The following is a 20,307-nucleotide window of genomic DNA, read 5'->3' on the forward strand; positions in this document are numbered from 1 at the left end:
CTCAGAGCCTTTCGAGGGTGTTGGAGCGTCCGCCGACGAGAAGCGCGAGCGCGACACCGATGACGGTGATGCCGAACATGACCAGCGCGATGGCGGCGACGAGGGGGTAGGAGGTGTTGGTCCAGTAGTCGTAGAGCACGGTTCCCAGCACCTGGGTCTTGGTGGAGCGCACGAGCAGCGACGCCGCGAACTCGTGCGTGAGCAGCACGAACATCAGGGCGGCTGCGCCGGCGATCGGGCCGCGCAGCATCGGAAGAAGGATACTGGTGTGCGTGCGGATGACCCCGGCGCCGCTGACCCGCGCTGCCGCCTCGTACGAGTCGCCGAGCGACATCCGCGCCGCGAGCTGAAGGCGGACCGTGTACGGGAGCATCAGCGTCACGTACACCACGATGAGGACCCAGTCGGTGCCGTAGAGGACGAGCGGCGGTTTTGTGTAGGTGAACAGGAATCCCGCACCGAAGACGACCGCAGGGACGCCGAGCGGGAGGCTGACGATCAGGTCCACCGCGCCGCGGACGAACGGGCCGCCGCGCCGCCTGTGCACCAGCTCGGCGATGAGGTAGCCGACCGGGATGGCGATCACCACCGCCGCGATCGAGGTCGTGAGACTTGTCCGCATGCCGCCCACGAGCTGAGCGTCGTTGAAGACCTGGATGAAGTTGTTGAACGTCCACACCGACGGGTTGATGACACCGGTCCAGAACGGAGACAGGGATGCAGCGACGAGTGCGAGCAGCGGCAGCGCGACGGCGAGCAGGGAGAACACCGCGATGACCGCGGCAGCGGTGTAGGAGCTGCCGGAGGCCGACCTGGTGCCCTTGCCGCCGGCATCCGAGACGAAGCGCTGGCTGTTGCGCAGTGACATGCGCTGCCCCAGCACGGTGATCAGGCCGAAGACGAGCAACGGCGTGGCGAGCGCGGCGGCCGCGGCATAGTCGGTCGGCGGCATGCCTGCGTAGCGGTACACCTCGGTCGTGAGCACCCGCACGTTCTGCTGTGTTCCGAGCAGCAGGGGCGCGGTGAACTGGCCGAGGCCGAGCAGCAGCGCGACCGCACTGCCGTACACCAGCGACGGCCGCACCAGTGGCAGCACGACGCTGACGAACGTGCGCAGCCCGCCGGCTCCTGCCACACGGGACGCCTCGATGACCTCGTAGTTGATGCTGGAGAGCCCCGAGCGCAGGAACACGTAGACGAAGGACGTGATCGAGAGCCCGGTGATGATGATGATCCACGGAGCACTGAAGACATCCACCGGGCCGGAGGGGATCTGTCCCTCCGCTCCCTGCCACCACGGCAGGAGCCGGAGCAGCCGGTTGATGACACCGGAGTTGGGCGAGAGCAGCATCGCCCAGCCCACGACCGTGGACACGGGCGGAAGGACGATCATCAGCACGGGCATCATGGAGAGCCACTCGAGACGACGCGGCAGGCGCGTCGACAGCCACGCCATCGTCACCCCGCACACCATCGCAATCACGAGGGACCCGAGCGCGAGGGCGACGGTCATCCAGATCGTCTCCACGAGATCCGGCGTCTGGAGCGCCCGCTGATAGCCGGCCGCTCCGTCGCTGAATGCGGTGACCTGGAGCTGGATGAGCGGCATCAGCACCACGTACGCGAGAACGACGAGGAGGATGACCGGCCAGATCGCCGCGGAGACCCGGTTGATCGTGTCCATCCGGTTGCCGCGCCGGACGGACGCCTCGGCACCGCGATCCGCCTCGTGCTGCCGATCCGGGCGCTGGCGCGCCGACTCAGCCGCTCGGCTCGGATCACTGGTCATGCTCGGCGCCACGGTCATCGCTCCTCGTCTCGTCCTGTCCTACGGGCGACTCAGCGGCCGAAGACCTTGCGCCACTCGGCCTGCTGAGCAGCGACCCACTCCTGGTCCAGCTGCGTGTCGAAGTCCACCATGTGCGTGTTCTCGAACGTCTGCAGCGTGCCGGGGGTGTCGAGCACGCTCACGTTGTCGGTGCCGACGACGGCCTGCCCCTGCTCCGACCCGAGCCAGTCGAACACGACCTGAGCGGCGTTCGGGCTGGACGGGTTCCAGTTCGGCATGTACGACAGCGTCTGCGGACCCCACATCGGGTTGGCTGCTGCCCAGTCGAGCGGGGCACCCTGCGCGATCACGGGCTCGAGGATCGCGGGCACCGCGTAGAAGGTGACGCCGATCTCTCCGGAGACGAGTGCCTCCTGCGTGGGGACGGCGCTGCTGTAGAACTTCGGTTCCTGGTCGGCGAGCTCCTCCCAGTAGGTCGGCTTGAGCTCCGTGAGGAACGCCCAGAAGCTCGCCAGCGACAGGTTGTCGTTCGCGGGAACGCCGACCAGCCCCTTGAAGCGGTCGTCGAGAATGTCTTCGATGTCCTTCGGCGGATCGCTGACGATGTCGGTGTTCCACGCCATCACGATGCCCGTGGTGGCGGTGAGCTGGATCTTGTCGTCGATCAGTCCGCCGGACTCGATCCAGCGCGCATCGGTGGCGTTGGGGCCGACCGCGTCGAACAGATCGCCGTCGGCGGCGTACTGGAGCATCGAGTCGTAGTCGACGTTGAGCACGAGGTCTGCCGTGGCAGCACCCGTCTCGCGCTCCGCCTTCATGCGCGCGTCGATCTCGTTGCCGAGCACGCGGACGATCTGGATGTCGATCTTCGGGTAGGCCTTCTCGAACTCCTCCTCGATCTTGGTGTTGACCGCGGGAACGAGAACGGAGTAGACGCTGACGACGCCCTCGGCCTCTGCGGCCGCGACGACCTCGGCCCATTCTCCTGTCGCCTCCGGCATGGGCGGGAGCTCTGCGGTGCCCGCGGTGTCCGCGGGTGCGGAGCACCCGGCCAGGACGAGTGCCGAGGTGAGCGCCAGTGCGCCCAGAGTGAAAAGCCGGATGGGTCTCATGCTGCGTCTCCTTTGACGTGGTACTCATGAGCACGGGTGGTCACGGGATCTCCCACAACCGTGCGGTAGGTACTAATCATAATCATTTATTTGCCCCGTCCTCAACGGAATGTCCGATTCGACGCATCTCGGCTGCGAGCCGCTGCACGATCTGATCGGCTCGATCCAGCACACCGACCATCTGGAGGAAGCCGTGCGTGCAATCGGGCACATGCCAGAAGGTCACGTCCACGCCGGCGGCGGCCGCCTTCTGCGCGTATGCGGCGCCCTCATCCTTGAGCGGATCGAACCCCGCCGTCACGACGACGGTGCACGGCAGGCCCGTAAGGTCGCCGCGAAGTGGCGACAGGCTCTCATCGCGGACATCGGCCTCGCCGGCGTAGAGCCCCCAGAACCACTTCATGTCCTCGGGTTCGAGGAAGCCCGCAGGCAGGTCGCCCCGGTAGGACGGACGGGTGAAGTCGGCGTCCGTCACCGGATACACCAGCACCTGCATGAGCAGCAGCGGGTTGCCCCGATAGCGCGCCGCCGCAACGGCGGCCAGGTTACCGCCGGAACTGTCGCCATGCAGCAGGAAGTGCGTGCCTTCGGCGATCAAGTGATCGACGATCGCCCCGACATCCTCGAGCGCCGCCGGGTACGGGTGCTCCGGAGCCAGCCGGTAGTCGACGTCGATGATGCGCAGGCCACTCGCACGGGCGAGCATGGACAGCATGGGGCCAGGGGCGTCCAGGTCACCGAGGACCCAGCCCCCGGAGTGCAGATGCACGACGGTCGCCGCGGAGACAGTCTCCGCAGGGGTGTATGTCCGCACACGAACACCCGCGATGACTCCGTCCGCCACGTGAACCCCTTCGGGCGGCGCAGGTGCGGAGCGCTTGAGCGCCGCGACCCGTTCGCGCGCCGCCGACGGTCCCATGTCCCGCAGGGGTGGCGCGTCGCTGAGGGCGGCCTGATCGGAGATCGACTGGAGAATCGGATGCAGCACTGCATTCCTTTCGTCACATATTCATGGTTATAGTACGTATAGATTCACCGTCGAACAACTTGACTCGGAGAGTGCAATGGCGACCAAGACGACCGAGGCTGCGCTGCTGACGACCTATGGTGGCGACCTTCAGGTCACCGACATTCCACTCCCGGATCCCGACCCCGGCAGTCTGCTCGTCGAGATCGACACCACGACTGTGTGCGGCAGTGACGTGCATCTCTGGCAGGGCGCCTATGCCGCGCCCGGAGGCCCCGCCACACCCCTCGTGCCCGGCCACGAAGCCGTCGGCACCGTGATCGGCATCGGCGACGGCGGCGAGGTCGACTCCGTGGGCACGCCCATCCGCATCGGCGACCGGGTGATCTGGGAGCATGCCGCCTGCGGGCGCTGCCGTTTCTGCACGGTGCTCCGTGAGCCGACGCTCTGCCCGCACCGGCAGATCGGAATGTTCACGACGGCGACGACCTACCCGTACGCGGTCGGCACCTTCGCACGGCATGCGTACGTCTGGCCGAGAGCCGGACGGCTGGTCGTGCCCGAGGGGGTCCGCAGCGATGTCGCCGCCGGGGCGAGCTGCGCGCTGCGAACCGCAGTGGCTGCTTTCGAGCGCCTGCGCCCCATCGGCTCCGATTCCACGGTCGTCGTCCAGGGCAGCGGCCCGCTCGGTCTCTTCGCCACCGCCCTCGCCGCCTGGCATCGACCCAGGAAGCTGATCGTGGTCGGCGGCCCGGCGGAGAGGCTGGACCTCGCGGCGGCCTGGGGGGCGACGGACACCCTCTCGGTCTTCGACGTTCCCGACGCCGCCGAACGACTCCAGGTGGTCCAGGACCTCACTGACGGCGGGCCGGATACGGTGCTGGAGATGTCCGGCGCGCGGACGGCTTTCGCCGAAGGACTGGAGATCGCCGGACGCGGAGCCCAGTACGCCGTCGTCGGCACGCTCGGCGTCGCCCCCAGCGAGGTGCTCGCAGGTCGCATCGCAGGCAAGGGCCTCACGATCTCGGGAGTGCTCGGCGGCGACATCGGCACCTATCACCGGGCACTGCAGTTCATGTCGCGAAGCCGCGGGGTCTTCGATTGGAGCGCGATGTACACCGGCGACGAGCACACGCTCGCCCAGGCCACCGATGCCCTCCGCCTGGCGCAGTCCGGCCAGTCGATCAAGCCCGTGATCCGGCCGAACGCCTGATCACATGCCGAGCAGCCCGGCGAGGTTGCCGCCCAGGACGGCGGATTCCTCCTCGGCTGTCAGGCCGATCGAGCGGAGGAATGCGATCTCGGCTGCCGGCTCGGCCATCGGCCAGTCCGATCCGAACACCACGCGGTCCGCGCCGTGCGCCCTGATGAGATCGCGCGCCGCCTCCGCCCCGAGGCTGCTCACACTCGGTGGCCACGAGGTCTCCAGATATGCCGAAGAGCCGACGGCGGTGCCCTGCACCGCTGCGAGATCGTGATACCCGCCGAAGTGGCATGCGATGAAGCGCAGCGAAGGCGCCTGCGCGAAGATGGCCTCGAGGTGCGCCGTCGCGCCTCGCTCCGATGCGGCCGCATCGCTGCCGACGCCCACGTGCGCGAGCACCACGATGCCTCTCTCCGCCAGCGCCTCGAACAGCTCCAGGGTCTCCGTCGCCCCGAGCGACATGCCTTGGAAGTTCGGATGGAACTTGACGGCTCTGATTCCGTTGTCGTCCAGATGACGGAGGTTCTCCTCGATGCTCAGACCGGTGTGCACCGTGCCGAACGGGATGAAGCGCGCGCGATCCACACCGCCCGCGAACTCATTGGTGCGGGCCACATGGCGCGGCTCGTTCGCGATCGCCAGCGTGCAGCCATAGTCGATACCCGCGGCGTCCATGGTCCGCAGCAGCCCGTCGATGGTGCCGTCGCCGACGGGATCCAGGCCGGCAGGCCGGCCACTGAGCACCAGCGGCGCGATGTGGTCGGGCCAGACATGGCAGTGCACATCGATGATCATGACAACCCGTTCTTCAGCAGCTGCTTCGCGAGTGAGTCGAGAATGACCTCCGTCGATCCCTCATAGATGCGTCCCGGGCGCGAGGCGCGGTAGAGCCTCTCGATCCGGCTGCCGCGTACGATTCCCGCACGTCCCATGATCTGCACGCACCGATCCGCGACGATCCCGGCGGTCTCCGTGCCGACGATCTTCGCCATCGAGGCGAGGCTGAGGTTCTTCAGCGGGTCGATGGTGGATGCCGCACCGGCCCGATAGGTGAGGGAACGGGCCGCCTCGATCTCGACCCAGCTGCGGGCCAGCCCTGCCGGCACGCCGCCGAGCTTGGCGAGGGTCGTGCCGAACAGTTCCCGCTGCTGCGCGTAACCCAACGCCTCGCGCAGTGCCCCCTTCGCGATGCCGATGGCGGCTCCCGCCACCGAGACGCGGAAAGTGCCGAGAGTCTGCAGGACGAGCGCGAACGCCTTGCCCTGCTCACCGATGCGATGATCCGCGGGGACGCGCACATCGTCGAACACCACGTCCCCGAGCACATGAGGCGAGATCACCTGATGAGGCTGCGTCACGGTGACACCAGGCGCGTCCGCGGGGACGAGGGCCATCGAGTAGCCGTCCTCATCCCGGCCGAGCACGCAGAAGAAGTCCGCGTCGGGCGCGTTGGTGATGAAGGACTTGTGCCCGGTGACGACGAGGTCCTCGCCATCCGCACGGATGGTCGTCGACAGCGCGCGCAGATCCGATCCGACGTGCGGCTCGGTCAGCGCAAGCGCCGCGACGGCGTCGAGGACAGCGACCCGAGGCAGCCACTGCGCCTTGATGCGCTCACTGCCGCCTTTCGCCAGCGCGAACGAGCCGATGCCCTGCATCGCGAACATCGAGTCGGCATGCGAACTCACCTCCGCGAGGGATTCACGGATGACGGTAACAGCCAGGGAGTCCACGCGGTCACGGAGACCGCCGTACTCACGCGGAACGGTATGCCGGACGAGGCCGCTTCGCTTGAGCGCAGCGCGGACCTCCGGCGCGAAGCGGTCGGACTCGTCCGCTTCCGCGGCGATCGCCTCCAGTCCTGCGGCGACGCCGCCGGCCTCCTCGCGAATGCGCTCGTGCTCAGCACTGAGCTCCATCGACATGACCGCCGCCAGATCATCTGACGCGCTGCTGTTCACCATCGGGCACCTCATCATGCTCACGGGCGACCGGCCGATCGCCCTGTCAATGATTATCATAGATGACGAAACGGTGCTATTCTCCTCGAAGCATTGATGGTAATCGTATCTATGAATAGATCCACAGATCTGCGAGAGGGATGAGACCATGGTGGAAGCCGTCATCGTCGACGCTGTGCGTACACCCATGGCCCGAGCGAAGGACACCGGCGCGCTGCATGAGATGCACCCGGTTGACCTGCTCGCGACCACGTTCACCGCACTGATCGACCGCACGGGAATCGATCCCGGACTCGTCGACGACGTTCTGATCGGATGCGTGAGCCAGGCCGGCGAGCAGGGCTCCACGCCGGGACGGCAGGCCTGGCTGGCGGCCGGCCTTCCGGTGCACGTGCCGTCCACCACCATCGAGCGCAAGTGCGGCTCGAGCCAGCAGGCTGTCGACTTCGCCACGCAGGGCATCCTCTCCGGCGCGTACGAGGTCGCGATCGCGGGCGGAATCGAGATGATGAGCCGCGTCCCGATGGGATCAGCCCTCATGGGAAGGGACCCCCGCGGGCCGCAGGTCGCGCGGCGCTTCCCCATCCAGCCGCCGCAGGGCGTCTCCGCGGAACTCGTCGCTCAGCACTGGAACCTCAGCCGCACGGCGCTCGACGAGTACGCGGCTCGATCGCACACCCTGGCCGAGGATGCGCGCACAAGCGGACTGTTCGACTCCGAGATCGTGCCGGTGCGGGTCGGCGATCGGCTGGTCGATCGCGACGAGACGATCCGCGCGGGCACGACGCCCGAACGCCTGGCCGAACTGGCTCCCGCCTTCGCTCGCGAGCCCTGGCTCGCCACATATCCGGAGATGGACTGGAAGGTCACTGCCGGCAACTCCTCCCAGCTCACCGATGGCGCGGCGTCCCTGCTGATCATGAGCGACGCGAAGGCCGCGGAACTGGGCCTGCGAGCACGAGCCCGGATCCTCGTCTCCTCCGTCGTCGCCGACGACCCGGTGATGATGCTCGCCGCCCCCATCCCCGCCACTCGCAAGGTGCTGCACCGGCACGGAATGTCGCTGCGGGACATCGATGCCTTCGAGGTGAACGAGGCGTTCGCGTCGGTGCCTCTGGCGTGGGCGAAGGAGCTGGACGTGCCGCTTGACCGCGTCAATCCGCGAGGCGGAGCGATCGCGCTCGGCCACCCGCTCGGGGCTTCGGGGGCTCGACTCCTGACGAGCCTGCTCTCTCATCTCGAGCACACGGGTGGTCGCTTCGGGCTCCAGACCATGTGCGAAGCGGGCGGCATGGCCAACGGAACGATCATCGAACGACTGAACTGACACGACGGGAGCGCATCACTATGGATATCTCGGGGGGTTCCGCCCTCATCACCGGAGGTGCTTCCGGCCTCGGCCTCGCCTCGGCCAAGCATCTGCTCGCCGCGGGTGCCCGTGTCGTCATCCTCGACCTCCCCTCCTCCGCGGGTGCCGCTGTGGCAGACGAGATCGGAGCGGACTTCGTCGCAGGTGACGTGACCGACGCCGCGGCCGTCGATGCCGCGACCGCGGCTGCCGTCGAGCTCGCACCGTTGCGTGCTCTCGTGCACTGCGCAGGCCGGGGAGGGTTGAGCAGGGTCGTGGAGCGCGACGGCAGCGCCGGCGACCGGGACATGTTCGAGCAGATCGTGAAGATCAACCTCATCGGCACGTTCAACGTGCTCTCCAGCGCCGCATCGGCGATGAGCCGGAACGACCCGGTCGACGGCGACCGCGGCGTTTGCGTGCTCACCGCATCGGTGGCCGCATGGGAGGGTCAGATCGGGCAGGCCGGCTATGCGGCCTCCAAGGCCGGCATCGTCGGTCTCACCCTCGTGGCAGCACGTGACCTCGCCTCGAAGCAGATCCGCGTGGCCACCATCGCGCCCGGCATCTTCGACACCCCCATCCTCTCCCGCCTCAGCGAGGAGGTGCGCGACCGCCTGGCCACGGGCATCCCGCATCCGTCACGTCTGGGCAGTCCGACCGAGTTCGCGGACCTGGCGCTGTCCATCATCCGCAACCCGATGATCAACGGCGAGACGATCCGGCTCGACGGCGCGATCCGGATGGCTCCGCGATGACCCCCGCACCCATCCTCGTCGAGCAGCGCGGTCCGGTCCTGATCGTCACGCTCAACCGGCCGGACAAGCGCAATGCCGTCAACCTCGCGATGGCATCCGCCATCGCCGAGGCCATGGATGAGCTGGACTGCCGAGATGACCTGACCGTCGGCGTCCTCGCCGCCAACGGGCCATCGTTCTGCGCCGGCATGGACCTCAAGGCATTCCTCGAAGGCGAGCGACCGAGCGTCCCCGGACGCGGGTTCGCCGGTCTCGTGGAGCGTCCTCCTCACAAGCCGTTGATCGCCGCCGTGGACGGCCACGCGGTCGCGGGCGGATTCGAGATCGTCCTCGCCTGCGATCTGATCGTCGCGGCCTCGCATGCGACGTTCGGGCTCCCGGAGGTCAAGCGCGGCCTCGTCGCGGGCGGCGGCGGGCTGCTTCGCATACAGGACCGGGTTCCGTATCATCATGCGATGGAATGGGCCCTCACGGGCCGTGCGGTCACCGCTCAGGAGGCTCTCGATCTCAAGCTCGTGAACAGGCTGGCCGAGCCCGGCGGCGCCCTCGACGCCGCATTGGCCCTCGCCGATGAAATCGGGCAGAACGCTCCCCTCGCGGTGCGCGCGACGAAGCAGGTGATGGTCCGATCACGCGACTGGCCGTTCGAATCGGCTTTCAGCGAGCAGGCCAAGATCACGGAGCCGGTCCGCTCTTCCCAGGATGCACGGGAGGGCGCCACCGCATTCCGCGAGAAGCGCGCCGCGGTCTGGGCCGGGGTCTGACCCACGCGGTAACGGACAGGGGGCCCGGGGATTCCGTTCGGAATCCCCGGGCCCCCTGTGACGGCAGGGTCAGTTCGCGTGCTCCCAGAGGATCTTGCGATCGAGGACCTCGGGGAACCTCTTCTGCGCGAGCACGGCATACGCGTCGATATGCGCGCGCATATGAGCTTCCGCGGCGTCGGGGTCGTGAGCCTGCAGCGCCTCGTAGATCTGCTCATGTGCGGCGATGATGGCCTGGCGGCTGTGGGCCTGATATTCGATACCGATCGCGGTCCCGTCCATGATGCCCATCAGCGACTCATTGAAGTATCCGAGAAGCGCATTGCCGGACGACCAGCCGATCAGATCGTGGAACTCCTTGTTGGCTTCGAAGAAGTCGTCGCTGTCGCTGCTGGCCTCGCGCATGCGGCTGATGGTCCCGGCGAGCGTCTCCAGTGCACTGTCGGAGATGTTCGTCGCGGCCAGGCGGCTCGTGAACGGCTCGATGCCCTGACGGACCTCCACGACGGAGCGGTACGGCGCACCCTTCATCTGCATGAGCAGGAGCAGGCTGCTGCCCAGGTGCGCCGCCGTGGGGTCCAGCAGCACAGGACCACCGCCGGGACCGGAGCGCAACGCGATGGCACCCTGGAACTCCAGCAGCCTGAGGGCCTCGCGGAGCGTGCCTCGACCGATCTCGTACTCCTCGAGCATGACGCGTTCCGGAGGCAGGCGGTCGCCCGGCTCCAGCTTGTCCCGGGACACGTCGCTCATGATCTGCTGAGCGACGAGCATGGCGACCTTCTGCGGCCGGCGGTTGACGATGGTCATGTCGGGGTTACTCTCCACTCACGGTCCCGCGGCGGCATCCGCGCGGAGCGGCCGTCCGACTCTCCCTTGATGTCCTGGACCGCGTATAGTAATTCGTAATCATGATAACCAATAATTAAACGGAGGTGCAAGGATGCACAACCTCTTCGACCTGACCGGACGCACCGCGCTGGTGACTGGTGGCAGTCGAGGCCTCGGCCGCGCAATGGTCCATGCTCTCGCATCAGCTGGCGCGAATGTGGTCATCGTCAGCCGAAACGAGCAGGCTTGCATCGAGTATGCCTCAGAGATCGAGCAAACGACGTCACGCCGCGCGATCGGGATCGGAGCGCATCTCGGGCGCTGGGAGTCGATCGGAGCGCTCGTCGACCGTGTGGACTCCGAGGTGGGGAAGATCGACATCCTCATCAACAACGCGGGCATGTCCCCGCTGTACGACTCTCCGACCTCCATCACGGAGGAGCTCTTCGACAAGGTCGTCGCCGTCAACCTCAAGGGACCCTTCCGTCTCTCCGCTCTGATGGCGGAGCGGATGCGGGACAACGGCGGAGGCTCCATCATCAACATATCCAGCGCCGGATCCGTGCATCCGCGACCTCACATCCTTCCCTACGCGGCCGCCAAGGCCGGCTTGAACGCCATCACCCAGGGAATGGCATTCGCGTACGGCCCCACTGTGCGGGTCAATGCCGTCATCGCCGGTACGTTCCTCAGTGACGTGAGCAAATCCTGGGACCCGGAGGTGTTCCGCCGCCGCGCCGAAGGATTCGCCCTCCAGCGCGCCGGCGAGCCCGACGAGATCGTCGGCACGATCCTCTACCTCGCCAGCGACGCGTCGAGCTACACCACGGGATCGCTCGTCACCGTCGACGGGGGCCAGCCGTGACGACCTCCCACCTCGACGACGAGTTCAGCGTCCTCGTGCGGCGCGCGGGACTGGACGTCCCCCACGAGCTCCGGCAGGGCACCTATGACTGGTTCGTGGAGCTGCGGAGAATGGCGTCGCTGTTGCGTGAGCGGGATGACGCGGACGCCCTCGTCGAGCGGAGCACGACGTGACGACGGAGTCGGGCGAGGCGCTGCGCGCGCTGAGCATTCGCGAGGCGGGCGCCCGGCTGCGTGCGGGCTCGCTGACGTCGGTGACCCTCACCCGAGCTTTCCTGGAGCGTATCGCCGCTGCGGATGCGGAGATCCACGCCTTCGTACGGGTCACCGAAGAACGGGCGCTGCGGGACGCGGCGAACGCCGACGACGACTTCCGAGCAGGAGTCGACAGGGGGCCGCTGCAGGGCATCCCCTACGCGATGAAGGATGTGATCGAGACTGCGGGGATCGTCACCAGCTCCCACTCGCGAATCCATCAGGACCATGTGCCGTCCGCCGATGCCCCCGCCGTCGCACGGCTGGCGCGGGGCGGCGCCGTACTGCTGGGCAAACTGGCGACCTACGAGTTCGCGATGGGCGGCCCCAGCTTCGATCTCCCCCTGCCTCCTGCCCGCAACCCCCGGGACACCGACCATATCCCCGGCGGCTCGTCGTCGGGCTCCGGCGCCGCGGTGGCCGCGGGCATGGTTCGGATGGCATTGGGCACCGACTCGGCCGGCAGCATCCGATGGCCCGCGCACTGCTGCGGGGTCGTCGGCTTCAAGCCGACCACCGGACTGGTCTCCACGCGCGGCGTGCTGCCGCTGAGCCCGTCGCTGGACCATGTCGGCCCGCTGGCCGCCACCGTTGACGACGCGGCCTTGACCCTGCAGGTGATCTGCGGCTTCGACGCGGCCGATCCGAGAAGCGTCGACGTGAGTGCTCCCCGATTCACCGCAGACCTGGGGGCCGGTGTCGACGGGCTCCGACTGGGAGTGCCTCGGGCATTCCTCGCGGCGGGAGACGATGTCGACCCGGCGGTGACCACCGTCTTCGAGCAGGCCGTACGGGTGCTCGAAGGTCTCGGAGCGACGGTGGAGGACGTGACGCTGCCGGACTTCCGACTCTTCGATGCCTGCAACCGGATCATCCTCGCCGCCGAGGCGTTCTCGATCCATGAGGACGACATCTCGCGCAGACCTTCCGACTACGGGCGATACGCGTATCAGCGCATCGCCTCAGGTGCCACTCTCTCCGCTGCGGACTACCTGCGTGCGACCAGGGCACGGGGCGAACTGACCGCGCGGGTTGACGAACTGCTCAGCGGGTACGATGCCCTCGTGCTGCCCACCGCCGTCCGTGCCGCCCCGCGATTCAGCGATTATGGTGCTGATTCGGCGAAGCCTGCGGGTATCCGCACGCAGCCGTTCAACCTCACCGGGCATCCCGCACTGTCGGTGCCGATGGGTGTCGCTCCGGAGGGCCTGCCCCTGGGACTGCAGGTCATCGGCCGCCGTTTCGAGGACGCGACAGTCCTTCGGATCGGAGCCGCCTTCGAGGCGGCCGTCGCGGATGCCGTGGCCGTGTGAACGCGGACCGCCGCGTTCACACGGTGCCGTCGCCCGCAAGCGGGTGGCCGGATTCGGTCCACGGCAACTCGACGAGTCGGCCGGATTGCGCGAGGGTCACGTAGACGCGGTCTGCACCACTCGCATCGAAGCACACGTTCGTGACACGACGATCGGGCAGGGGATGGAATCGGCTACGCCTGCGCACCGGATCCACCTCCGTGATACCACCCGTCTCCAGCGTGCCGATCAGCACCTTGCCCGAGACGGACACGGCGAGGCTGTCGAAGCGGCGGTACGTGCTCGTCCCGATCACCAGCAGCCCGCCATGTTCGGTGCCGCGCACGTGCTCCACAGCACCCGGCCCGGTCAGCGACCAGGACCAGAGGCGAGCGGTGAGGGTCTCCGCAACGTAGAGCACGGAGCCGTCGGGCGACAGGCCGATGCCGTTCGGGCAGTGCAGCCCGCGGATGACCTCGCGGATCTGCGTGCCGTCCGCGCGCGCCCAGTACACGCTGCCGACATCCTGGGTGCGGCCACGGCGCTTGCCGAAGTCCGTGAACCAGAATCCGCCGTGGCCGTCGAACACGAGGTCGTTCGGCGCGCTCAGAGCGTGACCATCGCAGTGCTCGTAGAGCCGCTCCGACTCTCCGCGCTCGAGGTCGACGATCTCGATACGGGCGGCTTCCGCAGCCGGACCGCCTCGCGAGGCGAACTCGCCGCCGCCGTTGTTGCAGACGACGATCCTTCCGTCCGGCGCGAGTGCGGCGCCGTTCGGGCCGCCCCCGACGTCGCTCACCACGTGACTGCGGCCCTGCGCATCGATACGAGTGAGCACTCCACGAGCGACTTCGACCAGAACGATGCTGCCGTCCGGCATCGATACCGGCCCCTCGGGAAAGCTCAGCCCCTCGGCGAGTATCCGCATCTGCTGCGCCCGCCGACGCGGCAAGCTCCTCACCCCCGCTTGATCAGCGCCGCCAGTGCCTGCCCACCGCCGATGCACATGGTCACGACCGCGAACTCGCCTCCCGTGCGCTGCAGCGTGAGCGCGGCGCGAACGGTCAGGATGGCGCCGGTCGCACCGACGGGATGCCCGAGAGCGATGGCCCCGCCATACGGATTCGTCTTGTCCGGGTCGAGCTCCGCGTCGCGGATGACGGCGAGCGCCTGCGAGGCGAACGCCTCGTTCAGTTCGACCGTGGAGACGTCTGCGGGCGTCAGCCCGGTCTGGGCGAACAGCTTCTTCAACGCGAGCGTCGGTGCATAGCCCATGATCGCGGGATCCAGCGCCGCGGTGGTCACCGCCTCGATGGTCGCGAGAACCGGCGCACCCTCGGCACGGGCATCCGACTCGCGCATGAGCACGGTCGCCGCACCACCGTCGTTGATGCCCGAGGCGTTGCCCGCCGTCACCGTGCCGTCCTTCGCGAACGCGGCGGGCAGACCGGCGAGGGTCTCCAGCGTCGTGTCGGGGCGGGGATGCTCGTCGCGCGACACCTCGACCGACTTGCGTCCTGAGGTCGTCACCGGGACGATCTCCTCGGCGAATGCGGCCCGCGCCTCCTCTGAACCTGCCCGGCGCTGGGACTCGACCGCGAAATCGTCCTGTTCCTCGCGGGAGATGCCAAACCTGACCGCCACGTTCTCGGCGGTCACACCCATGTGCTTGTTCGAGAACGGGTCGGTGAGCATCGCGATCGTGCCGTCGACGAGCGTGCGATCACCGAGCCGGTCGTTGAAGCGCGCATGGAAGTCGTAGAACGGCATCCGCGTCATGTTCTCGGCTCCGCCGGCGATGGCGACGTCGATCCCGCCCCACAGCAGCTCCTGCGCGGCCGACCAGATGGCCTGCAGACCGGAGCCGCACAGACGGTTGACCGTGAAGGCAGGCGTGTTCACGTCGAGCCCAGCGCCGAGCGCCACACGGCGGGAGATGTACGCGTCGCCGGCGACCTGCCCGATGGTGCCGACGACGACCTCGCCGACGCGCGACCCGTCGATCCCCGACCGCTTCAGCGCCTCCACGACCGCTGCCGCGCCGAGCTCGTGCGCAGGCGTGTCCTTGAACGCCCCGCCGAACCGCCCCACCGGCGTCCGAGCCCCCGCGACGATCGCGACCTTCTCCTGAGCGCCCATCAGCCGGCGGCCTCCTCCGGCCGCTCCTGCACCTCGATCGCGGCGGTGTCGGGCTCGTACTCCTCGATGTGCCGCTCGTCCGGGCCGTTGTACGCCGAGAGCGGCCGGATCAGCGCATTCGACGCCTGCTGCTCGAGGATGTGCGCGGTCCAGCCGGTCACGCGCGCCGCGATGAACAGTGGTGTGAACATCTCGGTTTCGAAGCCCAGCAGGCTGTAGGCCGGTCCGGACGGGTAGTCGAGGTTCGGGTAGATGCCCTTGCGCTCGACGAACTCGCGCTCGAGCGTGTCGTACAGCTCAGCCAGATCGTTGCGACCCGATTCGGCGATCAGTCGGTCCAACGCGGCCTTCATCGTCGGGACCCGCGAGTCGCCGCGCTTGTAGACACGATGCCCGAATCCCATGATCTTCCGCTTGGAGGCGAGGGCGTCATCCAGCCAGGGAACCACCCGCTCTGCCGAGCCGATCTCGTCGAAGATGTGCATGACGGCCTCGTTCGCCCCGCCGTGCAGCGGTCCCTTCAGTGCGCCGATGGCGCCGACCACCGCCGAGTACAGGTCGGACGTCGTGGACGCGATGACCCGTGCCGTGAACGTCGACGCGTTGAAGGAGTGCTCCGCGTACAGGACCATGGAGATGCGGAACACGTCGACGGCGGAGGCCGAGGGCAGCTCCCCGAACGTCATCCAGAGGAAGTTCTCGGAATAGTCCAGGTCGTCACGGGGCGCGAGGGGCTCCAGACCCCGACGGCGGCGCTGCACGGCTGCGACGATCGTCGGAAGCTGTGCGAACAGGTACACGGCGCGACCGCGGTCGAGGTCGGCGTCCGTCCAGCCGCCCGGCTGATGCAGAGTGGGGTCGAAGGTGCCGAGCTGGCTCACTGCCGTGCGGACGACGTCCATCGGATGAGCGTCGAGCGGGATCAGGTCCAGCAGCGCGATGGTGCGCTCATCCAGTGCGCGCAGTGCGCGCTCCTGCTTCTGCAGATCGGCCAGCTGCGTCGCATCCGGAAGCTCGCCGTGCCAGAGCAGGTAGGCGACCGCCTCGAACGACTGGGTCGCCGCGAGCTCCTGAACCGGGTAGCCGCGGTAGAGCAGGCTGTTCGTCTCCGGGTTCACCTTGCTGATCGCAGTGACGTCGGCGACGACGCCGGCAAGACCCTTCTTGATTTCGGAATCCGTCATGTTGTGCTCCTTTGCAATGCGTTCGGCTCGCCCTGTCGCCCCATGACCAGGAGGGGACGACCCGCGATCATCTGGTGATGGTGAAGTTGAAGACCCCGGAGTCGAAGTGGTTGTACGACTCGTAGTCGATCAGGTCGTACAGGTCGGCCCGGTGCTGCATCTCGTCGAGCTTCGAGGTCAGGTGCCCCTCGTCCTTCAGCGTATCGAGCGCGCGGCCGGCGGCTCCCATCGCGATGCGCAGCAGTGACACCGGCCAGATGACGATGTTCACTCCGACGTCTCGCAGCTGGTCCACGGAGAACAGGTCGGACTTCCCGAACTCCGTCATGTTGGCGAGGATCGGGACGTCGACGGCTTCACGGATGGCCGCGAACTCCTCCAGTGACCTCATCGCCTCGGGGAAGATCGCGTCGGCGCCGGCATCCGCAAGCGCCTTGGCGCGATCCTTCGCCGCTTCCAGACCGTCGACGGCGGCGATGTCGGTGCGCGCCATGATCAGGAAGTTCCCATCGCGTCGCGCGTCGACGGCGGCGCGGATGCGCTTGATCGCCGTATCCGCGTCCACCACTGCCTTGCCGTCGAGGTGGCCGCAGCGCTTGGGGTTGACCTGGTCCTCGATGTGGGCGCCGGCGATTCCCGCGTCCTCCAGCGTCTGGATGGTGCGGGCGACGTTCATCGGCTCGCCGAACCCGGTGTCGGCGTCGATGATGGTCGGCAGGTCGGTCATCCGCGCGATCTGCGCGCCGCGTCCGGCGACCTCGGTGAGCGTCGTCAGTCCGATGTCGGGCAGACCCAGGTCGGCCGAGAGGACGGCACCGGAGATGTAGACGCCCTCGAAGCCCTTCTGCTCGATGAGCCGCGCGGACAGCGGGTTGAACGCCCCGGGGAAGCGCAGCAGCTCGCCGGTCGCGAGCCGCTCGCGGAACGCGCGGCGCTTCTCGTGAGCCGGCGTGGTGGAGTACAGCATCAGCGGCTCCCTTCCGGTCGCCCGGAGTTCATAACTCCGGAGATCCTGTCAGCAGGAGCACCCCAGCCCGAGATCACGCCGGGACGACGAACAATCTCCGGAGTTGTGAACGTGGGGCGCGGCAGACGCGGCATCAGAACAGCCCCTTCGGCGCCTCGGGAGCGGAGGCCAGCACCCCGGCCTTCGCGATGATGGACAGCTCGCCGACCTCGGCAGCGGTGAGCTCGGGAAGTCGCTGGACGAGCTCGAGGAAGCGCTCGATCTCGTCGGCCTTCAGCACGGGCTGGGCCAGGACGCGGAACTTGCGGATGTACTGCTCACGACCGAACGGGCGCGCCCCCAGCGGATGCGCGTCGGCGACGGCGATCTCGTCGACGACCGTCGAGCCATCCGTCAGGGTGATCTCCACCCGTCCGCCGAACGCCTTCTCGGCGGGGTCGGTCGAGTGGTAGCGGCGGGTCCACTCGGGATCCTCGGCCGTGGTGATCTTGTGCCACAGCTCGACGGTGTCCGCGCGTCCCGCGCGTTCGGGAGCGTACGAATCGACGTGGTCCCAGGTGCCGTCCTGCAGTGCCACTGCGAAGATGTACGGAACAGAGTGGTCCAGTGTCTCGCGGGACGCCGTCGGGTCGTACTTCTGCGGGTCGTTGGCCCCCGAGCCGATCACGTTGTGGGTGTGGTGGCTGGTGTGCAGCACGATCGAGGCGATGTTCGCCGGGTCGCGCAGCTCGGGGCGGGCCGTGCCGAGGCGACGCGCGAGGTCGATGATCGCCTGCGCCTGGTACTCCGCGGAGTGCTCCTTGGTGTACGTGTCCAGGATGCCGCGTTTGGGCTCACCGGCGGCGGGCAGCGGCACGTCGTACGAGGCGTCGGGGCCGTCCAGCAGCCAGGCGATGACCCCGTCCTCCCCCTCGTAGATCGGCGACGGCGAGGTCTGGCCGCGCATGGCGCGGTCGACGGCCTCGACGGCCATCTTCCCGGCGAACGCGGGGGCGTGGGCCTTCCAGGTGGAGATCTCGCCCTTGCGGCTCTGGCGAGTGGCGGTGGTGGTGTGCAGCGCCTGGCCGACGGCCTGGTAGATGGTCTCGGCGTCGAGGCCGAGCATCGTTCCTATACCGGCGGCAGCCGACGGTCCGAGGTGGGCGACGTGGTCGATCTTGTGCTTGTGCAGCGAGATCGCCCGCACCAGGTCGACCTGGATCTCGTACCCGGTGGCGATGCCGCGCACCAGCGCGCGCCCGTCGCACCCGACGTGCTGGGCGACCGCGAGGATCGGCGGGATGTTGTCGCCGGGGTGCGAGTACTCGGCGGCGAGGAAGGTGTCGTGATAGTCGAGTTCACGCACGGCGACGCCGTTGGCCCAGGCCGCCCATTCCGGGCTGGTGCGCTCGTCGAGCGCGGCGCCGAAGACCGTCGCGCCCTGCCCGCCCGTGGAGACGGGGTGACTGAAGGCCTGAGCACGGGCGGCGACGATCGGACCGCGCGTGAGGGATGCCGCGGCCACCGACGCATTGTCGATGATGCGGTTGATGATCATCTCGACGACCTCGGGCTCGACCTCGACCGGGTCGACGGCGACCTGGGCGATCTTCCAGGCCAGCTGCCCCTCGCGGGGCAGTTCCTCTTCGCTGCGGTAGACGCGGACGTGGTGAGAGACGGTCATGGGGTTCCTTCCGAGAGGGCGTCCTGCTGTTCCAAGGACGTGAGGATGCTGTCGAGAGCGTTGTGCAGGTGGACGTGGGTCGCGTGCGCGGCGAGATCGGCGTCACCGGATGCCAGCGCACGGGCGATGAGGAGGTGCTCGGCGGCGGATGCCGCGAGGCGCTCGGGCTTGTCCCTGGCCATCCGCCGCACCCGCACGAGGTGAGTGCGCACGGTGCGCAGCGCTGAGGTGAGGTAGTCGTTGCCGTGGGACGCGTCGACCTGCGCGTCCAGACGGGCGATCAGCGCATAGTAGGCGTCTCGTCCCTCGTCGCCGGTCAGGTCGACGTGCGAGAACTCAGCGGCCAGCGCCGTGAACGCGGCCGAGTCGCCGCGCAGTGCCGTGAGGCGGGCTGCGGTCTCCTCGAGCGCCCGACGGATCTCGAAGAGCGAGCGGATGTCGTCGGCATCCAGGGCTGCGACGACGGTTACCCGTGGCGACTGCTGCACCGCCAGTCCGTCGGCGGCGAGACGTCTCAGCGCCTCGCGCAGCGGGGTGCGGCTGACGCCGAGCCTCGCGGCCTGCTCGACCTCGGCGAGCACGGCACCGGCCGGGAGCGCACCGGACTGGATCTCATCGAGCAGGATCGCGTAGGCACGATCGCTGGCGCGCGTGGTGGGCTCCGCGGTGATGGTCACAGACCTCAGCGTATACACAAATGCGATTGAACGCCACCGTTGGGGGATATTCGTCACTTTACGTATACACAACTCCGATCTGAATTCCCTCTTGCGCACCAGGTACTCAGTGTTACTATGTAGCGGTACTCAGTGAGACTGAGTACTTGCAGGGACAACAGAGAGGAGGCCGTGATGGGCAGGCAGATGACCGAGCTGCTGAAGGGCACACTCGAGGGCATCGTGCTCGCACTGCTCGCGGGCAGTTCCGCCTACGGATACGAGATCACCGCGCAGCTGCGCGAGCGGGGCTTCGTCGAGATCGCCGAGGGCACCATCTATGCGCTCCTCGTACGCATCGAGCAGAAGGGTCTCGTCGACGTCGAGAAGGTCCCCAGCGAGAAGGGGCCCCCGCGCAAGGTGTTCACCCTGAACGCTCAGGGCGAGCAGGAGCTCTCCGAGTTCTGGGACACCTGGACCTTCATCACCGAGCGGATCGATCAGCTCCGCTCCACCCCGACCACCGGAGCCACCCCCGAAGGAGAGAATTGAC

20 protein-coding genes are annotated in these 20,307 nt (G+C 68.0%); 8 read left to right on the top strand and 12 right to left on the bottom strand.

The features are described 5' to 3' along the window. Window position 1 precedes the first annotated feature (1 nt). The 3 genes from ACFQY2_RS00815 to ACFQY2_RS00825 form a co-directional block, all read right to left on the bottom strand. Complete coding sequence (locus tag ACFQY2_RS00815) at window positions 2–1,807, bottom strand: ABC transporter permease (protein ID WP_378743695.1); 1,806 nt, start codon at window positions 1,805–1,807, stop codon at window positions 2–4. Window positions 1,808–1,839: 32 nt separating this feature from the next. Next, complete coding sequence (locus ACFQY2_RS00820) at window positions 1,840–2,901, bottom strand: ABC transporter substrate-binding protein (RefSeq protein WP_378743696.1); 1,062 nt, start codon at window positions 2,899–2,901, stop codon at window positions 1,840–1,842. 82 nt (window positions 2,902–2,983) lie between these two features. Beyond that, window positions 2,984–3,889, bottom strand: coding sequence for an alpha/beta hydrolase (locus tag ACFQY2_RS00825; RefSeq protein ID WP_378743697.1), 906 nt, complete (start codon window positions 3,887–3,889; stop codon window positions 2,984–2,986). 76 nt (window positions 3,890–3,965) lie between these two features. Between ACFQY2_RS00825 and ACFQY2_RS00830 the strand changes: the two genes are divergently transcribed. Beyond that, a complete protein-coding gene (locus ACFQY2_RS00830) occupies window positions 3,966–5,081 on the top strand; it encodes a zinc-binding dehydrogenase (RefSeq protein WP_378743698.1) in 1,116 nt (371 codons plus the stop codon). Here ACFQY2_RS00830 and ACFQY2_RS00835 read toward each other — a convergent pair whose 3' ends face one another. Beyond that, window positions 5,082–5,867, bottom strand: a complete 786-nt coding sequence (locus tag ACFQY2_RS00835) for an amidohydrolase family protein (protein ID WP_378743700.1) — start codon at window positions 5,865–5,867, stop codon at window positions 5,082–5,084. It lies immediately after the preceding gene. Continuing rightward, window positions 5,864–7,036 carry an acyl-CoA dehydrogenase family protein gene (locus ACFQY2_RS00840; RefSeq protein WP_378743701.1) on the bottom strand — a complete coding sequence of 391 codons (1,173 nt, stop codon included), beginning with the start codon at window positions 7,034–7,036 and terminating at the stop codon, window positions 5,864–5,866. Before ACFQY2_RS00840 ends, ACFQY2_RS00835 begins: the two co-directional genes overlap by 4 nt. 145 nt (window positions 7,037–7,181) lie before the next feature. Here ACFQY2_RS00840 and ACFQY2_RS00845 point away from each other — a divergent pair, with 145 nt between their 5' ends. The 3 genes from ACFQY2_RS00845 to ACFQY2_RS00855 are packed head-to-tail and all read left to right on the top strand — an operon-like array spanning window position 7,182 to window position 9,903. Further along, entirely contained in the window at window positions 7,182–8,360 is a 1,179-nt protein-coding gene (locus ACFQY2_RS00845) for a thiolase family protein (protein ID WP_378743702.1), read from the top strand. 20 nt (window positions 8,361–8,380) lie between these two features. Beyond that, complete coding sequence (locus tag ACFQY2_RS00850; RefSeq protein WP_378743703.1) at window positions 8,381–9,139, top strand: SDR family NAD(P)-dependent oxidoreductase; 759 nt, start codon at window positions 8,381–8,383, stop codon at window positions 9,137–9,139. Beyond that, entirely contained in the window at window positions 9,136–9,903 is a 768-nt protein-coding gene (locus tag ACFQY2_RS00855; protein ID WP_378743704.1) for a crotonase/enoyl-CoA hydratase family protein, read from the top strand. Before ACFQY2_RS00850 ends, ACFQY2_RS00855 begins: the two co-directional genes overlap by 4 nt. A gap of 69 nt (window positions 9,904–9,972) precedes the next feature. On the opposite strand, the gene ACFQY2_RS00860 is transcribed toward ACFQY2_RS00855, so the two are convergent. Beyond that, window positions 9,973–10,713, bottom strand: a complete 741-nt coding sequence (locus ACFQY2_RS00860; protein ID WP_378743706.1) for a FadR/GntR family transcriptional regulator — start codon at window positions 10,711–10,713, stop codon at window positions 9,973–9,975. Window positions 10,714–10,846: 133 nt separating this feature from the next. Here ACFQY2_RS00860 and ACFQY2_RS00865 point away from each other — a divergent pair, with 133 nt between their 5' ends. Genes ACFQY2_RS00865 through ACFQY2_RS00875 form a run of 3 tightly spaced genes read left to right on the top strand, consistent with a single transcriptional unit; the run spans window position 10,847 to window position 13,166 of the window. Continuing rightward, on the top strand, window positions 10,847–11,599 hold the full coding sequence (locus ACFQY2_RS00865) for an SDR family NAD(P)-dependent oxidoreductase (RefSeq protein ID WP_378743707.1): 753 nt from the start codon (window positions 10,847–10,849) through the stop codon (window positions 11,597–11,599). Next, complete coding sequence (locus ACFQY2_RS00870) at window positions 11,596–11,772, top strand: hypothetical protein (protein WP_378743708.1); 177 nt, start codon at window positions 11,596–11,598, stop codon at window positions 11,770–11,772. The genes ACFQY2_RS00865 and ACFQY2_RS00870 overlap by 4 nt, the downstream gene beginning before the upstream one ends. Further along, window positions 11,769–13,166 (top strand): amidase, encoded by a 1,398-nt coding sequence (locus ACFQY2_RS00875; RefSeq protein WP_378743709.1) that lies wholly within the window; start codon window positions 11,769–11,771, stop codon window positions 13,164–13,166. Before ACFQY2_RS00870 ends, ACFQY2_RS00875 begins: the two co-directional genes overlap by 4 nt. Before the next feature lie 16 nt (window positions 13,167–13,182). Here the strand turns inward: ACFQY2_RS00875 and ACFQY2_RS00880 are convergent, their stop codons facing one another. From ACFQY2_RS00880 to ACFQY2_RS00905, 6 genes are all read right to left on the bottom strand, one after another. Next, a complete protein-coding gene (locus ACFQY2_RS00880) occupies window positions 13,183–14,073 on the bottom strand; it encodes an SMP-30/gluconolactonase/LRE family protein (RefSeq protein WP_378743710.1) in 891 nt (296 codons plus the stop codon). A gap of 29 nt (window positions 14,074–14,102) precedes the next feature. Beyond that, window positions 14,103–15,284, bottom strand: a complete 1,182-nt coding sequence (locus ACFQY2_RS00885) for a thiolase family protein (RefSeq protein WP_378743711.1) — start codon at window positions 15,282–15,284, stop codon at window positions 14,103–14,105. Further along, window positions 15,284–16,468 (bottom strand): bifunctional 2-methylcitrate synthase/citrate synthase, encoded by a 1,185-nt coding sequence (locus tag ACFQY2_RS00890; protein ID WP_378743713.1) that lies wholly within the window; start codon window positions 16,466–16,468, stop codon window positions 15,284–15,286. The genes ACFQY2_RS00885 and ACFQY2_RS00890 overlap by 1 nt, the downstream gene beginning before the upstream one ends. Window positions 16,469–16,535: 67 nt before the next feature. Then, window positions 16,536–17,435: a methylisocitrate lyase gene (gene prpB, locus ACFQY2_RS00895; protein ID WP_378743714.1), complete on the bottom strand. Its 900-nt coding sequence runs from the start codon at window positions 17,433–17,435 to the stop codon at window positions 16,536–16,538. Between the two features lie 133 nt (window positions 17,436–17,568). Continuing rightward, complete coding sequence (locus tag ACFQY2_RS00900; RefSeq protein ID WP_378743715.1) at window positions 17,569–19,098, bottom strand: MmgE/PrpD family protein; 1,530 nt, start codon at window positions 19,096–19,098, stop codon at window positions 17,569–17,571. Beyond that, on the bottom strand, window positions 19,095–19,769 hold the full coding sequence (locus ACFQY2_RS00905; RefSeq protein WP_378744996.1) for a GntR family transcriptional regulator: 675 nt from the start codon (window positions 19,767–19,769) through the stop codon (window positions 19,095–19,097). Before ACFQY2_RS00905 ends, ACFQY2_RS00900 begins: the two co-directional genes overlap by 4 nt. A gap of 180 nt (window positions 19,770–19,949) precedes the next feature. Here ACFQY2_RS00905 and ACFQY2_RS00910 point away from each other — a divergent pair, with 180 nt between their 5' ends. Continuing rightward, window positions 19,950–20,306 carry a PadR family transcriptional regulator gene (locus tag ACFQY2_RS00910; protein ID WP_378743716.1) on the top strand — a complete coding sequence of 119 codons (357 nt, stop codon included), beginning with the start codon at window positions 19,950–19,952 and terminating at the stop codon, window positions 20,304–20,306. Window position 20,307: the final 1 nt, after the last annotated feature.

It is taken from the genome of Microbacterium sp. GCM10027623 (assembly GCF_042666935.1).
GTDB lineage: Bacteria > Actinomycetota > Actinomycetes > Actinomycetales > Microbacteriaceae > Microbacterium.